This window comes from Pseudonocardia lacus, from assembly GCF_018531445.1.
Taxonomy (GTDB): Bacteria; Actinomycetota; Actinomycetes; order Mycobacteriales; family Pseudonocardiaceae; genus Pseudonocardia; species Pseudonocardia lacus.
The window spans coordinates 45,319-59,626 of the sequence record NZ_JAHDTH010000003.1 but is presented as its reverse complement, the minus strand read 5'-3'; the positions used below and the strand labels follow the sequence as shown (position 1 = coordinate 59,626).

Sequence of the window (14,308 nt, the reverse complement as noted above, 5' to 3'; positions counted from 1 at the left end):
GAGGCTCGTCGCCGCCGGACGGCTTCCCGCTCAGATGTTGGAGCCGTCCGGCGGCACCCCCGCCGGGGCCTGCGGCGCGCCGGCCGACTCGGCGGTCCGGGCGCAGTCCAGGCCCAGCGTGTACGCCGTCATCGACAGCGAGCCGTAGGCGTACCCGTCCACCAGCACGGACGCCGACCGCTCGCCGGCGGCGCCGGCCAGCCCGGCGAGGTACAGCGCCGGGATGAAGTGGTCCGGCGTCGGCACGGCCGTGCGGTAGTCGGCGTGCGCGTCCAGCGCCGCGAACCCGGTCGGATCGGTGAGCATGCACTGCTTGGCGTCCTCGTCGAAGCGCTGCGCCCAGTCGTAGCCCTCGTCGGTCAGCGACCAGTCCATGCCGCGCAGGTTGTGCACGACGTTGCCGCTGGCCACGACCAGCACGCCGCGCTCGCGCAGCGGCGCGAGCTTCGCCCCGAGCTCGAGGTGGTACTGCGCGCTCTTGTCGGCGTTGATGCTCAGCTGCACGACCGGGATGGAGGCGTCCGGGAACGCGTGCACGAGCACCGACCAGGTCCCGTGGTCGATCCCCCAGCTGTCGACGTCGGCCCCGACCCAGGTCGGGTGCACGACGTCGCTGACCTCCTCGGCCAGCTCCGGCAACCCCGGCGCCGGGTACTGCACCTCGAACAGCTCCCGCGGGAAGCCGTAGAAGTCGTGGATCGTGCGCGGCCGCGGCATCGCGGTGACCGCGGTGGCGTTGATGTACCAGTGCGCGCTGACCACCAGGATCGCCCGCGGCCGCGGCACGGACTCGCCGAAGGCCCGCCACGCCGCGGTGTACCGGTTGACCTCCAGCGCGTTCATCGGGTTGCCGTGGCCGAAGAACGCCGCCGGCATCAGCCCCGCCGCAACGCCGCTGTCCACGCCCATGGGCCGCTCCCGCCTTCCCCGCCGCGCGAGGCCCCGGTCCGTCCGGGCGGGTCCTCAGCCGAGCTGTGGCGACCGTAGCCCGTGTGGTCACCCACCGGGCGGAACACGCCCGATCGCCGTACGCCAGGACGCGTCCCCACGCGCTACGGGCCGGGTCAGCCCCGCTGCGGGGCCGGCGGATCGCCGACGATGACGTTGGCGCTGCGCCGCCAGGTGAGGTAGCGCGCCGTCAGGTTGACCATGGTGGCCACCCGGTTGCGCCCGCCCATCAGCATGATGACGTGGATCCCGACCCACCCGAGCCAGGCGGGCAGGCCGCGCACCTTCACCCCGAAGGGCAGCTCGATCACCGCGTCCTTGCGGCCGATCGTCGCCGAGACGCCGCGGTCGCGGTAGACGAACGGTTCGGTCGGCAGTCCCGCCAGGATGCGGCGGACCTGGGCGGCGGCGTGCCGGCCGCCGTCGATGGCCGGGCGCGCCAGCTGCGGCAGCGCCTCGTCGCGACCGGCGGCGACGTCGCCGACGGCGAAGACCTCGGGATGGCCCTCCACGCGCAGATCGGGACCGACCTGGATGCGCCCACCCCGCCCCTGGGGCAGGCCCCACCGGGAGACGTCGTCGTCGACCTTGACCCCGGTGGCCCAGATCGTGGCCGCCGCCGGCACCCGCTCCCCGTCGCCGAGCAGGACGCAATCGCGGTGGACCTCCTTGACCGCGACCCCCAGCCGCAGCTCCACCCCGCGTTCGCGCAGCGCGCGAGCGGCGTAGGAGCGCAGGGACGGGTCGAACGGCCCCAGCACGTCGTCGGCCATCTCGACCAGCACCACGCGCACCCGCCGCGGGTCCACCTCCGGGTAGGCCAGTGGCAGGGCGGTGTTGCGGAGCTCGGCGAGCGCTCCGGCCATCTCCACGCCCGTCGGTCCGCCACCCACGATGACGACCACCGGCTCCGCGGCGTCCGCGTGGTCCTGGGCGAACGCCTCCAGGTTGCTCAGCAGCCGGTCCCGGACCCCGATCGCGCCACTCCGGCGGTAGATGGTGCGGGCGTGCTCGGCGGCGCCGGGGATCCCGAAGTAGTTCGCGGTGACCCCGCAGGCGAGGACGAGGTAGTCGTAGCCGACCTCGCCCCCGCTCTCGAGGTGCACCCGTCGGGCGGCCGGGTCGACGTCGACGACGCGGGCGCGCTGGAACCGCACGTTGTCGAAGCGGCCGGCGAAGGCGCGCAGGGCGTAGGTGACGTCGCCGGGGTTGAGCGTCCCGGTCGCGACCTGGTACAGCAGCGGCTGGAAGGTGTTGTACGGGTCGCGGTCGAGCAGCAGGACGTCGACGTCGGCGCCGCTGAGCTCGCGCGCGGCGGCCAACCCCGCGAAACCGCCCCCGACCACGACCACCCGCGGCCTCGCCGGTCGTGCACCACCCATCGCGGCGACCTCCTCGGCACTCGTCCGGCGGAACGCGGACGTGCTTGCCTACCACGCATCCGCCCCGCGGAAACCCCGGCGGCGCGCCGGATCAGCGCAGCGGGTCGAGCGGGCGCAGGTCGTCGGGCACGCGACCGGTCGCGACGGCCTCGGCGAGCAGCTGACCCGTGCGCGGGCCGAGCACGATGCCCCACATGCCGTGCCCGCCCGCGGCGTACACCCGCGGTACGAGGGTGCGCCCGACCAGCGGGAGCCCGTCGGGGGTGCAGGGCCGCGACCCGACCCACTCGTCGCGGCGGTCGTCGAGCCGCAGCCCGGTGAAGAACGGGCGGGCCGCCTCGACCACGGCCCGCACCCGGCGCGGGTCGAGCGGGTCGTCGGGGCCGCGGAACTCCATCATCCCGGCGATCCGCAGCCGCCCGCCCAGGGGCGTGCAGGCGACCCGCTGGTCGGGCAGGTAGACCGGGCCCGGCAGCGGGGTGTCGGCGGCGACGCTGAAGCTGTAGCCGCGCCCGGCCTGCACCGGGACCCGCACGCCGAGGCGCCCGACGAGGTCGGGCATCCACGCGCCGGGGGCCAGGACCACCGCGTCGTAGCGGCGCCGGCCCGACGTGGTCTCGACGCGGACGCCGTCGACCTGGTCGTACACGCTGCGCACCTCGCAGCCGAGGCGCAACCGCCCGCCGCGCCGGGCAACCGCGTGGGCCAGCGCGGCCACGAAGGCGGGCGGATCGATGAAGCGCTGGTCGTGCAACTGCACCGCGGCGGTGACGTGCTCGGTGAGGGCGGGGTTGCGGCGGCGGGCCTCGGCCCCGTCGAGGGCCTCGAACCCGGCCTTCTGCCCGAGCTCGGCCAGCTCGGCGAGCTCGGCGAGCATCGCCTGCTGCCCGTCGGACCCGTGGAAGCAGGCCAGGAACGGGTCGGCGACGGGGGTGTCGGCGTCGACGCCACCGGCGGCGAGCTCGTCGAAGGCGTCCAGCGCCCGTTCGTTGAGCGGTCGCAGCGCCGTCATCGCCCGCGTCCAGCGGGCGGGGGTGCAGTGGCGGGCGAACCCCGTCAGGAACCGCCACAGCGCCGGGCGGGCGCTGATCGGCACGTACACCGGCGAGGCCGGGTCGAGAACCGCCCGCATCCCGTAGCCGAGCACGTCGGGTGAAGGCAGCGGGGTGGTCAGCGCCGGGGCCAGCCAGCCGGCGTTGCCCCACGAGGCGCCGGCACCCGGAGTGCGCCGTTCGAGCACCTCCACGTCGATCCCGCGCTCCTGCAGGAACCACGCGGTGGACAGGCCCACCATCCCGGCCCCCACCACAGCCACCCCCGCGCCACCCCGGCGCGGTCGCACCTGTTCGCTCGACATCCCCTTGCTCCTCGTCTCCAGCCCGGTCGCTCGGCGTGCGCGATCGACCTGGGCACGCGGCTGCACGCCCTTTCCACCACTGTGCGGTGGTCCGACGTGGCCGGCAGGGTGCGCGCTCCGCAACACTCCGCCGTCTTCGCTGCCGACGACCGGCAGCCTTTCTCCAGCGTGTGGCCGCAGGTTGCCGAAGCGTGGTAGCTCTGGCTGTGCCTGGCCCGCACGGTGGCCGTCGCCGACGGGCCGGGTCGCGCCGCGGCACGTCCGCCCGCGCACCCGTACGCCCTCGGCCCGGCGCCCACCAGAGGAGGATCGATGAGCAGAGCACAGGTCTGGCTGACCCGGGACGCCCACGAGCGGCTGCAGGCCGAGCTGACCGAGCTTGTACGGCGACACACCCAGGCGCCGCCAGCGCGCGCGGACGTGCGCGACACCGGCGACCCGTTGTCCGAGCAGAAGTCGCTCGACGACCGCCGCGAGCAGCGGGCCCGGATCCGGCGGCTGCAGGAGATCCTGCGCGACGCGCAGGTGAGCACGCCCCCCGACGACGGCGTCGCCGAGCCCGGGATGGTGCTCACCGTCCGGTTCGACGACGACCCCGATCCCGAGACGTTCCTGCTCGCCCACCGCGACGACAGCGCGAACCCCGGCGTCGAGACCTGCTCGCCCGACTCCCCGCTGGGGCGGGCGCTGGTCGGGGCGCGCGAGGGCGAGCGGCGCCGCTACGCGCTGCCCGACGGCCGCGACATGCGGGTCACGCTGCTGCGCGCGGTGCCCTACGGCGCCCACCACCCCTGATCCCCTGCTCCGCTCCGGACCACCCGTCGACCCGAGGAGGTCGCCGTGCCCGTCACCACGCACCGCCCGCCGCCGCAGAGACCCGGCCGCCGTCCCGGCCGGCGTCCCGGCCGGCGCGAGCCCGATCCGCCGCAGCTCGCCGGGCTGCGGGCCGCGCTGCAGGCCGAGCGCCGCTTCCGCGTCGAGCAGCTGGCCGTCCCGCCGTCCGCGGCCGTCGACCCGGACGGCACCGCGCTGGCCGAGGTGCGGGCCGCCGTGCTGGACGGTGCGCGCCGCGCCCTGACCGACATCGACGACGCGTTGGCCGCGATGCGGCAGGGGCGCTACACGCGCTGCCGGGGGTGCGCGGGGCCGATCCCCTGGGTGCTGCTGCAGGCGATCCCCCGGACCCGGCTCTGCCCGGCCTGCCAGGCCACCGCGGTCGACGACGCGCGCTGAGTCGATCTGCGCCGCGCCGGGCATGCCCTGGGCGCCTCGCGCCCTCGGCGTGCGATGGTCGCGGTGACGAGCACCATCTCGGCGGGAGACGGCGGGAGGACGGCCATGGTGGACCAGCAGCAGCACACCGGCGCGCTCCCGGCCCGGTCCGACAGCACGTGGCTGGCCGAGGTGGCCCAGCGAGCGGCCCGCGACGTCGGGGTTCCCGCCGAGCTGCTCGGCGACTACCTCGCCCTGCTCGCCGACGCCGCGGTGAGCGGCAGGCGCCCGCACGGCACCGAGCTCGACGCCGTCGCCGAGCAGGGCAGGCGGGCCGCGCAGACGGGCGTCTCGGCGGGCAGCGTCGTGCAGCTGTACCTGTCCGCCGCGCGGCTGATGTGGACCCGGCTGCCGATCGTCGTGCGCTCCTCCGACAGCGAGGTCGTGCGCACCGCCACCGACGCGGTCCTGTTCGTCGTCGACGCCGCCGTCGCGCGCCTCGCCCAGGGCTACACCGACGCCCGCCGCCAGCAGGTGCGCTGGGAGGAGAACCAGCGCCGCGAGTTCATCGAGGACCTGTTGCGCGGCGACGCCGACGTCGCCCGCCTCGTCGAGCGGGCCGAGCCCTTCGGCCTCGACATGGCCCGCCCGCACCAGGTCGCCCTCGCCGCGCCCACCCACCCCCTCGACGGCGCCGACCCCGTCATCAGCGACCTGGAACGCGCCGTGGTCAACCGGGTCGGCGACCGCGAGGTCCTGGTGGCCACGAAGGACGGCTGGATCGTGGTGATCGCCCCCACCGACCCACCCGACCCCACCCGCCGCCTGGGCGACTTCCTGCACGCCGAGCTGAGTCGGGCCCCCCGCGGCGGGCCGTGGCGGGTGGCGGTCGGCCGGGCGCACCCGGGCTCCTACGGCATCCCCCGCTCCTACGAGGAGGCCCGCGACGGCCTCGACACGGCCGTGCGGCTGAAACTGACCGCCCCGGTGATCCACGCCGACCAACTGCTGATCTACCGCGTCCTGCTGCGCGACCAACCCGCCATCACCGACCTGGTGCACAGCGTCCTGGGCCCGCTGGTCGACGCCCGCGGCGGCGCCGACCCCCTGCTCACCACCCTGGAGGCCTACTTCGCCACCGGCGGCGTCACCACCGAGACGGCCCGCAGGCTGCACCTATCCCCCCGCGCGGTCACCTACCGCCTCGACCGCATCCACCACCTGACCGGCCACGACCCCACCGACCCCACCCAGCGGTTCACCATCCAGGCCGCCACCCTCGGCGCCCGGCTGCTGGGCTGGCCGGACGAGGTGCCGGGCCCGTCCTGACCCCGCCCGTCCCGATCTACGAGCCCGACCAGTGCCGCCCGCTCCGGTCGACCAGCACCACCCCGTCCGGGAGCCCGGACACCAGGCACGCCGACAGAGCCGGCGCGACGCCGGTGACCAGCACCCGCGCGGCCGGGCCCACGAGCCGGCGCACGAGCCGGAAGAGCAGCAGCAGGGGCGCGCACGCCGGGGCCGGCGGCACCGCCGAGAGGTCGATCACGACGTCGGCCTCCCCTGGCCCGGCCACCTCCCCCAACCGCCGACGGACGTCGGCGACCAGGTAGGGGATGGTGCGTGCCAGGTCGGCGACCTGGTGCGCGACCAGTGCGAGCACGACCTGCTCCCGCTCCCGCACCGAGGCAAACCGGGCTTCGTCCACAGTCGCCGTACCCATCTGCGGTACCTCCTTCCTCAGCGGTCCTCTCACCAGCCCTCTCACCAGTTGGCCGGCGGATCGCTCGCGGGAAACGACTGCTGGCCCCACTCCTCGACGATGTCGATCAGGTGGCCGCTCGGTTCCGCGGTCCCGACGGGCCGCACCGACAGGCGCGCGACCGACGTCCGAACAGCCGAATGGGACGGATTTCCGTTGGTCGCTCGGGGAATCGCGACGGAGGCGGGGTGCGGCATTGTTCTTCCCTCTCTCGGGCGGTGCACTGGACTTTCTCGGATCGATTCCATGTTCTCGTCGATCCGGTCGCGCCACCACGGTCGAGCATCGCAGAGCCGAACCCGTCGTGTTGCCGGGTGCCGGCAATGTCGCGCCCTTCGGGCCCTCACCGTCGGTCAGCCGTCCTCGCCCCGCGGGCGACGCCGTCAGGACGCGTGCGCGACGGGAGCGCTACCAGCGCGAACGATGGCCAGCGGCGTGCGGCCGCGGCGCAGCGCGATCTGGCCGACCGAGCCGAGCAGCGCGCCCACCACCGGGCCCCGCCCCCGACTGCCGACGACCAGCAGGGCAGCTCCGTGCGACCCGGCGACCAGGGCGCTGCCGGGCCGCGCCGGGACGAGCTCGGCGCGCACCACCACGTCCGGGTACAGCGGCAGCCATGGCGCGAGGGCGCGGTCGAGGACGCGACGCGCGAGCCGCTCGGCGTCCGCTGCGCGGACGGCCGGGGCGTCGAGGTCGGCCGGCAGGTCCGGCGACCAGGCGTGCACGGCGGTCAGCGGGATGCAGCGCTGGCGGGCCGCCCGGAAGGCGAAGCCGATGGCGGCCGCGTCCACCGCGCCGCCGTCGATCCCCACCACGACCCGTGGTGGGCCCGGCTGCCCGCCATCGGCCTTCGCGCGGGCCCGCACGATGACCACCGGGCAGGCCGCCGCGGCGGCCACCGCCACGGGCACCGAGCCGACCAGCAGCTGGCGCAGGCGGCAGTGCGGGCGCCCGCCGAGCACGAGCAGCCGCGCGCGGCGGGTCTCGGCGAGCAGCGCCGGGGCGAGCGGGCCGGTGATCGGCCGGGCGGACATCGGGACGTCCGGGGCGATCCGGCGGGCAAGGTCGAGCGCGTCGGCCAGCACCAGGTCGGCGTCCGTGTCCGGCTGCGGCGCGGTGACCGGCAGGGTGAGGCCGCAGGGATCGCCGACCGCCGCGGGGCCGGCCCGGTGCACGAGGTGCAGCGGGCACCGCTGGACCGCAGCCTCGGCCGCCGCCCACTCCACCGCCTCGTCGCTGGTGCCCGCGTCGTCCACGGCCACGACGACCAGGGCCGGACCGCCGCTCATCGCGGGACGGTCCCGGCGGGCGGTGCGGCGACGACGCCGTTGCCGTGCTCGGGGTCCGGTCGGCGCGCTGCGACCGCGGGCTTCTCGGGCTCCGCGGGCTTCTCGGTGGGCCGGGCCGCGTCGCCGGCGGGTGTGGTGCGTTCCAGGAAGCGCAGCAGCTCCACCGGGAAGGGCAGCACCAGCGTGGAGTTCTTCTCCGCGGCGACCTCGACGACGGTCTGCAGGAGCCGCAACTGCAGCGCGGCGGGGTGCTCGGACATCACCTCGGCGGCCTGCGCCATCGTCCGCGAGGCCTGCAGCTCGCCGTCGGCCGTGATCACCCGGGACCGCCGCTCGCGCTCGGCCTCGGCCTGCCGCGACATCGACCGCTTCATCGACTCGGGCAGCGCCACGTCCTTGATCTCCACGCGGTCGATGTGCACGCCCCACCCGACCGCCGGACTGTCGATCATCAGTTCCAGGCCCTGGTTGAGCCGCTCCCGGTTGGACAGCAGGTCGTCCAGCTCGCTCTTGCCGATGATCGAGCGCAGCGAGGCCTGCGCGACCTGCAGCACCGCCGAGCTGTAGTCCTGCACGTCGACCGCCACCCGCACCGGGTCGACGACGCGGTAGTAGAGGACCGCGTCCACGCGGACCGTCACGTTGTCGCGGGTGATGCCGTCCTGGGCGGGGACGGGCTGGGTGACGATCTGCATGCTGACCTTGCGCAGCCGATCGACGAACGGGACGAGCAGCGCGAGCCCCGGGCCGCGCGTCTCGGGAAGGACCCGACCCAAGCGGAACACCACGCCCCGCTCGTACTGCTTGACGATCCGGGCACCGCTCGCGACCAGCAGCACGGCTGCGGCGATGGCCAGCACGATCAGCGTGATGAGCATGTCGTCCTCCAGTCCCACCCGGTGCGGTCGAACCCGCCACGCCGTCCAAACCAGCGCCCGCCGTCACGGCGACGGCCAGGGCCGACCAGCTACCGATTCCTATCGTAACACGATACATCGTAGTACGATACGATCACGGCGCGGACGCATTGCCGGGAACATTGCGGTCAACATTGCGGGGAACGAGGTGGCGCGGAGGATGACGGCGGCCGACGACGCGGGATCGGCACCGCTGTCCAAGCACGACTTCGAGGCGCTCGCCCGCTTCCGCTTCGGGATCCGCCGCTACCTGCGCTTCAGCGAGGAGACCGTGCGCCGCGACGGGCTCACCCCGCAGCAGTACCAGCTGATGCTCGCGCTCAAGGGCTTTCCCGGCCGCGACTGGGCGACGGTTCGCGAAGTCGCCGACCGCCTCCAGCTGCGCCACCACAGCGTGGTCGAACTGGTCAACCGGGCGCAGGCCGAGGGGCTGGTCGCGCGTGCCCCCGACCCGGACGACCGCCGCCTGGTGCGGGTGCTGCTGACCGACCACGGCGAGCGCGTCCTCGCCCGGCTGAGCGCCCTGCACCGCGCGGAGCTGCACCGCCTCCAGCCCGTGCTCACGCTGCCCGCGTGGAGCGACGCGCCGGAGGGTGCGCCCGACGACGCCGCCGGCTGAACGTCCACCCAGGACGCGACCGAGGACCCGGCGCAGGGGCGTCCCGACCGTCCCGGGCACTGCGGACGGCGGACCAGGCGCGCTAGTGTCCCCCGCAGCCACAGTCCGCGAGGAGGGGCAGTGTCCGGTGCCGAAGGCGGATCAGTGGTCGTGGGGGTCGACGGGTCGACGTCCGCGTGGCACGCGGCGCAGTGGGCGGCGCGGGAGGCGACCCGCCGAGGGACGCGCCTGACCGTCGTGCACGCGGTGCCCGCGGGGACCGACCCGGCCGGGCCTCCCCCGTGGTTCGACCGGCTGCCGGACGACGTCCGGCGGCGCGGGGCCGCCGAGATCGAGGTTCGCGTGCAGCCCGGTACGCCGGCCACGCTGCTGCTCGACTCCGCCCGGCAGGCCCGGCTCGTCGTGGTCGGCGGCTGGGGCGCGGACGCCTACCCGGGCATGCTCGCCGGCTCGGTCGCCCTCGCGCTGGTCACCCACGCCGCCTGCCCGGTCGCGGTCGTCCGGGGCGGCTCCCCCGACGCCGCGCCACCCCAGCAGGGACCGGTCGTCGTCGGCGTGGACGGGTCGCCGACCAGTGACGCCGCGCTCGCCGAGGCGTTCGCCATCGCGGCCGGCTGGGGCGCCCGGCTGGTCGCGGTGCACACGTGGAGCGACGTGGTGCCCGGGCCGAGCGGTTCGGTCGTCCGGTTGACCGAGGACTGGAGCACGCTCGCCGCCCGGGCGGAGGACCTGCTGGCCCAGCGCCTGGCCGTGCACCGGCCGGCGCACCCCGGGGTGGCGGTCGAGTCCCGGGTCCTGCCCGACCAGCCGGTCCGCGCCCTGCTCGGGGAAGCCGAATCCGCGCGGCTGCTGGTCGTCGGCCACCGCGGGCACGGCGGGTTCAGCGGCATGCTGCTGGGCTCCACCAGCCAGGTGCTGGTGCAGTACGCCCCGTGCCCGGTCCTGGTCACCCGACCTGCCGACACCTCCGCCTGACCCCGGCACTCACCCGCTCGGACTGCTGAAGTTCGGCAATCTGTACGGGGCAACACATCCGCACTCTGCCGATGCGACCTCCCCCGGCCGCGGCCCACACTGGAGACAGCTTCGAGAGGCGATGACCTGCGCGCTGTCGGAGCGCCGCTGCACCTCGACGAAAACGGAATCGAGCTGATCCCATTCGCCGACCCGCACCACGAGGAGGAGGAAGATGTCGCTCTCACCGCACGAGATGAAGGTCCTCGCCGAACTCGAGAAGGATCTCCGCGACGGGGACCCGGTGCTCGCCGAGGCCTTCGCACAGGCGCCGTCTTCACCCCTCCCGGTATTCCCGCCGCGGATTCCGATCGGTGGTGTCCTGCTGCTGATCGGAGCGCTCTCCGGGCTGGCGGCCCTGAGCACCTTCTTCGCCGACCAGCTCGGCGTCGTCGGCCTGGCGGTCCTCAGCGGCGCCGCGGTCGTCCCGTGGCTCGTCATCACGGCTCGCTCGACGCAACGCCGGTCGCGGGCCACCGCGAACGAGGACGATCCACGCGGGAGCGGCGCGCCGGGCACCGGCGCACCGTCGCCGACCAGGCGCCGCGTCCTGGTCGCCGGGGCGTCGGTCGTGGTGGCGCTGGTCCTGATGCCCCCCGCCTGGTCCACCGCCGCACTGGTGGTGCTCTCGATCGCGGCGGTCGCCTGGCTGCCCCGCCTCGTCGTGCGCGCGGTCGAGAAGGTCGAACGCTCGGACGACTCGCCCCGGCCGGGCGCCCCGGCGTGAGAGCAGCCGTGCCGGCGCCCGAACGTGACCATGCAACCGAACGGCACGACCAGCAGCGAACAGGAGTGGTGATGGAGCACATCAGGGTCGGGGCGCAGCGCCTCCCCGGGATCGGCTGGCGGTACTCCGTCCCGATCGACGCCGATCGTCACGTGACGATCGCGGTCGAGGACGGCGGACCCCGCCACCTCGCCATCGTCGACCCGTCCGCGGACGACGCGCTCTCGGTGGTGCGGCTGAGCGAGGAGGACGCCAGCGTCGTCGCCGCGCTGCTGACCGGAGCGCGGTTCCACCTCGAAGTCCCCGCGGGGGAGGCACCGCGTGGCACCTCCCGACCGGTCCCTGCGCAGGCCACTTCCGCCACGGCGTGACCGGGCGTACGCTCCGCCCCAGGTGAGCCGGGAAGCCTGGTCGGCACGTCGTACTCAGCCGACCTCCGGAGGCCGTCGTGCCCGCTCCCGATCCCGCCGTTCCCGCTTTGCGCACCGAGGGCCTGACCAAGCGCTACGGGCGTCTGCTGGCGCTGGACTCGCTCGACCTGTCCGTGCCGGCCGGGCAGGTGTTCGGCTTCCTCGGCCCGAACGGGGCCGGCAAGTCCACCACGATCCGGCTGCTGCTCGGCCTGGCCCGTCCGACGGCCGGGCGCGCCTGGATCTTCGACGGCCCGGCCGAGGACGTCGTCGCCGCGCACACCCGGCTGGCCCACGTGCCGGCCGACGTCGCGCTGTGGCCGCGGCTGACCGGCGCCGAGGTGCTGGACCTGCTCGCCGGCATCGGGCCGGGCACCGATCTCGCCTACCGTGCCGAACTCGTCGAACGCTTCGCCCTCGACCCGTCGCTGCCCACCCGCGCCTACTCCACGGGCAACCGGCAGAAGGTCGCCCTGATCGCCGCGTTCGCCACCCGGGCCCCGCTGCTCGTGCTCGACGAACCCACCAGCGGCCTGGACCCGCTGATGGAGCAGGAGTTCCGGGCGGCCGTGCGGGAGGCGCGCGACCGGGGCCAGACGATCTTCCTCAGCTCGCACCAGCTCGCCGAGGTCGAGGCCGTGTGCGATCGGGTCGCGATCCTGCGCGCCGGGCGCCTCGTCGAGGTCGCCGACGTCGCCGATCTGCGCGCGCTGCACCGCACCGAGGTCAGCGCCACCCTCGACGGCCCCGTCCCCGACCTGTCCGCGGTTCCCGGCATCACCGCGCTGCGGACCGACGAGGAGCCCGGCGGACGCACCCGACTGCGCTTCGCGCTGACCGGCACACCCACCGCGGTCCTGCGCGCACTGGCCCCGGCGGACGTGGTCGCGCTGCGGATGCGCGAACCCGGCCTGGAGGAGATCTTCCTCGACTACTACGGCGAGCACCGCGACGTGCGCGCCACCGCGGCCCCCGCCGGTGCGGACGCGCAGGTCGGGCGATGACCACCACCGCACCGGCGCCCACCCGCCCGATCCTGCCGACCGCGCCGGGGCGGGTCGTGACCCGGCTCGCGGTGCGCCAGGTCCGCCGGGGCGCCGTGGTCGTCGCGGCGCTCTCCGCGGGGATGTCCGCGGTCGTCGCCGCCACCTACGACGGCGTGATCGCCGGAGCGCCCGGCGGCGCGGCGGCCCTGGCCGCGTTGGCCTCGAACCCCGCCATCCGCACGCTGTTCGGCGAGCCGGTGGCGCTCGACCAGGCCGGCGGGTTCACCGTGTGGCGGGTCGGCACGGTGCTCGCCGTGCTCGTGGGCATCTGGGCCGGCCTGGCCACCGTGCGGGTGCTGCGCGGCGAGGAGGACACCGGCCGCTGGGAACTCCTGCTCGCCGGCCGCGTCCCGGCCCCCTCCGCGGTCGCCCGCCACCTCGCCGTGCTCGCCGGCGCAGCGCTGGCCGTCGGGGCCGGGGTGGCACTGGCGCTGCTGGTCAGCGGCACCCCGGCGACCGGCGCTGTCGTCCACGGCGCGTCGCTGGCCCTCATCGGGGCCTTCGGCATCGGGGTCGGCGCGCTCGCCGCGCAGCTGTGGCCGGACCGGGGCACCGCCGCAGGCGCCACCGTCGCCGTCCTGGTCGCCGGGCTGCTCGCGCGCATGGTGGGCGACGGGGTCGAGGCACTGGCCTGGCTGCGCTGGCTGTCGCCGTTCGGGCTCGCCGCCCTCGCCCGCCCCTACGACGCCGACCGGGTGCTCCCCCTGGCCGTACTGGCCGCCGCCTCGATCGCGCTGCTCCTCGTCGCGACGACGGCGGCCCGCCACCGCGACGTGCGCGGCGGCCTGCTCGGCGGTGCTCGCCGCCGCCGCTCGCACAGCGCACTGCTCGGGTCGGTGCCCACGTTCGCGCTGCGCTCGACGCTGCGCCCGCTGACCGCCTGGACCCTGGGCATCGCCGCGTTCTTCCTGCTCGTCGGGCTCATCGCGGAGTCCATGACCAGGTTCCTGCGCGACAACCCCGCCTTCGCCGACCTGGCCCGGCAGGCCGGGTTCGAACTCGACGCCGTGCAGGGCTACGCCGCGACCCTGTTCACCCTGCTCGCCGTCCCGCTCGGCGGGTTCGCCGCCAGCCGCACCGCCGCGCTCGTCCGCGCCGAGCGGGCCCGCCGGCTCGACCTCCTGCTCGCCGCCCCGCTCACCCGCGTCCGGTTGCTCGCCGCCACGACCACCGCGACCGCCGCCGGGTCGCTGGCGCTCGCCGCCACCGCCGCGCTCGCCGTCTGGGCGGGCAGCACCGCCACGGGGGCGCCCCTCGGGCTCGGCGACGCGCTCGCCGGCGCGGCCAACGTCCTCCCGGTAGCCGCGCTCGGCCTCGGGGCCGCTGTGCTCGCCCTGGGCTGGGCACCCGGCGCCGTCGTCGCGGTCGGCATGCTGCCCACCGCCGGCGGTTTCCTGCTGACCGTGGTGGCCGACAGCGTCGATGCCCCCGACTGGGTGGCCGCCCTGTCCCCCTTCGACCACCTCGCCCTCGTACCGAGCACCCCGCCCGACGTCCCCGCGGCACTGGCCATGACCGCGATCGCCGTCTGCATCGGGCTCATCGGGTTGGTCGGCTACCGCCGCCGGGACATCCGCGGCGACTGACCCGCTCGCGCGCATCCCACCCCGTCCGCGATCGGGTGG

General features: G+C 75.5%; 15 protein-coding genes. 9 read left to right on the top strand and 6 right to left on the bottom strand.

The window, feature by feature from the left end:
* Positions 1-30: 30 nt before the first annotated feature.
* The 3 genes from ygiD to KIK08_RS01500 all read right to left on the bottom strand — a co-directional run bounded on the left by ygiD (position 31) and on the right by KIK08_RS01500 (position 3,687).
* On the bottom strand, positions 31-909 hold the full coding sequence (ygiD, locus tag KIK08_RS01510) for a 4,5-DOPA-extradiol-dioxygenase (protein WP_214401114.1): 879 nt from the start codon (positions 907-909) through the stop codon (positions 31-33).
* A gap of 155 nt (positions 910-1,064) precedes the next feature.
* The gene (locus KIK08_RS01505) at positions 1,065-2,330 is read right to left on the bottom strand and encodes an NAD(P)/FAD-dependent oxidoreductase (protein ID WP_214401113.1); all 1,266 of its coding nucleotides are present in this window, start codon (positions 2,328-2,330) and stop codon (positions 1,065-1,067) included.
* Positions 2,331-2,421: 91 nt separating this feature from the next.
* The gene (locus tag KIK08_RS01500; RefSeq protein WP_214401112.1) at positions 2,422-3,687 is read right to left on the bottom strand and encodes an NAD(P)/FAD-dependent oxidoreductase; all 1,266 of its coding nucleotides are present in this window, start codon (positions 3,685-3,687) and stop codon (positions 2,422-2,424) included.
* A gap of 312 nt (positions 3,688-3,999) precedes the next feature.
* Here KIK08_RS01500 and KIK08_RS01495 point away from each other — a divergent pair, with 312 nt between their 5' ends.
* The 3 genes from KIK08_RS01495 to KIK08_RS41295 are packed head-to-tail and all read left to right on the top strand — an operon-like array spanning position 4,000 to position 6,228.
* Entirely contained in the window at positions 4,000-4,482 is a 483-nt protein-coding gene (locus KIK08_RS01495; RefSeq protein WP_214401111.1) for a GreA/GreB family elongation factor, read from the top strand.
* Between the two features lie 45 nt (positions 4,483-4,527).
* Positions 4,528-4,920 carry a TraR/DksA family transcriptional regulator gene (locus KIK08_RS39400; protein ID WP_250556085.1) on the top strand — a complete coding sequence of 131 codons (393 nt, stop codon included), beginning with the start codon at positions 4,528-4,530 and terminating at the stop codon, positions 4,918-4,920.
* A gap of 54 nt (positions 4,921-4,974) precedes the next feature.
* Positions 4,975-6,228, top strand: a complete 1,254-nt coding sequence (locus tag KIK08_RS41295; protein WP_408004615.1) for a PucR family transcriptional regulator — start codon at positions 4,975-4,977, stop codon at positions 6,226-6,228.
* Positions 6,229-6,244: 16 nt separating this feature from the next.
* Here the strand turns inward: KIK08_RS41295 and KIK08_RS01480 are convergent, their stop codons facing one another.
* The 3 genes from KIK08_RS01480 to KIK08_RS01470 form a co-directional block, all read right to left on the bottom strand.
* Complete coding sequence (locus tag KIK08_RS01480; RefSeq protein ID WP_214401110.1) at positions 6,245-6,622, bottom strand: hypothetical protein; 378 nt, start codon at positions 6,620-6,622, stop codon at positions 6,245-6,247.
* A 422-nt stretch (positions 6,623-7,044) separates the two neighbouring features.
* Positions 7,045-7,950, bottom strand: a complete 906-nt coding sequence (locus tag KIK08_RS01475) for a universal stress protein (protein WP_214401109.1) — start codon at positions 7,948-7,950, stop codon at positions 7,045-7,047.
* Complete coding sequence (locus KIK08_RS01470) at positions 7,947-8,828, bottom strand: slipin family protein (protein ID WP_214401108.1); 882 nt, start codon at positions 8,826-8,828, stop codon at positions 7,947-7,949. Before KIK08_RS01470 ends, KIK08_RS01475 begins: the two co-directional genes overlap by 4 nt.
* 199 nt (positions 8,829-9,027) lie before the next feature.
* On the opposite strand from KIK08_RS01470, the gene KIK08_RS01465 reads away from it, so the two are divergent.
* The 6 genes from KIK08_RS01465 (at position 9,028) to KIK08_RS01440 (ending at position 14,269) form a co-directional block, all read left to right on the top strand.
* Entirely contained in the window at positions 9,028-9,486 is a 459-nt protein-coding gene (locus tag KIK08_RS01465; RefSeq protein WP_214401107.1) for a MarR family winged helix-turn-helix transcriptional regulator, read from the top strand.
* A 120-nt stretch (positions 9,487-9,606) separates the two neighbouring features.
* Positions 9,607-10,461 carry a universal stress protein gene (locus KIK08_RS41435; RefSeq protein WP_214401106.1) on the top strand — a complete coding sequence of 285 codons (855 nt, stop codon included), beginning with the start codon at positions 9,607-9,609 and terminating at the stop codon, positions 10,459-10,461.
* 214 nt (positions 10,462-10,675) lie between these two features.
* Positions 10,676-11,227: a DUF3040 domain-containing protein gene (locus KIK08_RS01455; RefSeq protein WP_214401105.1), complete on the top strand. Its 552-nt coding sequence runs from the start codon at positions 10,676-10,678 to the stop codon at positions 11,225-11,227.
* Between the two features lie 71 nt (positions 11,228-11,298).
* Positions 11,299-11,598, top strand: coding sequence for a cation:proton antiporter regulatory subunit (locus tag KIK08_RS01450; protein WP_214401104.1), 300 nt, complete (start codon positions 11,299-11,301; stop codon positions 11,596-11,598).
* A 77-nt stretch (positions 11,599-11,675) separates the two neighbouring features.
* Positions 11,676-12,641 carry an ABC transporter ATP-binding protein gene (locus KIK08_RS01445; RefSeq protein WP_308257315.1) on the top strand — a complete coding sequence of 322 codons (966 nt, stop codon included), beginning with the start codon at positions 11,676-11,678 and terminating at the stop codon, positions 12,639-12,641.
* Positions 12,638-14,269, top strand: coding sequence for an ABC transporter permease (locus KIK08_RS01440; RefSeq protein ID WP_214401103.1), 1,632 nt, complete (start codon positions 12,638-12,640; stop codon positions 14,267-14,269). Before KIK08_RS01445 ends, KIK08_RS01440 begins: the two co-directional genes overlap by 4 nt.
* Positions 14,270-14,308 lie beyond the last annotated feature (39 nt).

Excerpts from the sequence above, each read along its gene's own strand:
- KIK08_RS01465 (WP_214401107.1), top strand. The coding sequence starts at position 9,028 with ATGACGGCGGCCGACGACGCGGGATCGGCACCGCTGTCCAAGCACGAC.
- KIK08_RS01495 (WP_214401111.1), top strand. The coding sequence starts at position 4,000 with ATGAGCAGAGCACAGGTCTGGCTGACCCGGGACGCCCACGAGCGGCTG.
- ygiD (WP_214401114.1), bottom strand. The coding sequence starts at position 909 with ATGGGCGTGGACAGCGGCGTTGCGGCGGGGCTGATGCCGGCGGCGTTC.
- KIK08_RS01505 (WP_214401113.1), bottom strand. The coding sequence starts at position 2,330 with ATGGGTGGTGCACGACCGGCGAGGCCGCGGGTGGTCGTGGTCGGGGGC.
- KIK08_RS01470 (WP_214401108.1), bottom strand. The coding sequence starts at position 8,828 with ATGCTCATCACGCTGATCGTGCTGGCCATCGCCGCAGCCGTGCTGCTG.
- KIK08_RS41295 (WP_408004615.1), top strand. The coding sequence starts at position 4,975 with ATGGTCGCGGTGACGAGCACCATCTCGGCGGGAGACGGCGGGAGGACG.
- KIK08_RS01500 (WP_214401112.1), bottom strand. The coding sequence starts at position 3,687 with ATGTCGAGCGAACAGGTGCGACCGCGCCGGGGTGGCGCGGGGGTGGCT.
- KIK08_RS01480 (WP_214401110.1), bottom strand. The coding sequence starts at position 6,622 with ATGGGTACGGCGACTGTGGACGAAGCCCGGTTTGCCTCGGTGCGGGAG.
- KIK08_RS01475 (WP_214401109.1), bottom strand. The coding sequence starts at position 7,950 with ATGAGCGGCGGTCCGGCCCTGGTCGTCGTGGCCGTGGACGACGCGGGC.
- KIK08_RS01450 (WP_214401104.1), top strand. The coding sequence starts at position 11,299 with ATGGAGCACATCAGGGTCGGGGCGCAGCGCCTCCCCGGGATCGGCTGG.
- KIK08_RS01455 (WP_214401105.1), top strand. The coding sequence starts at position 10,676 with ATGTCGCTCTCACCGCACGAGATGAAGGTCCTCGCCGAACTCGAGAAG.
- KIK08_RS01440 (WP_214401103.1), top strand. The coding sequence starts at position 12,638 with ATGACCACCACCGCACCGGCGCCCACCCGCCCGATCCTGCCGACCGCG.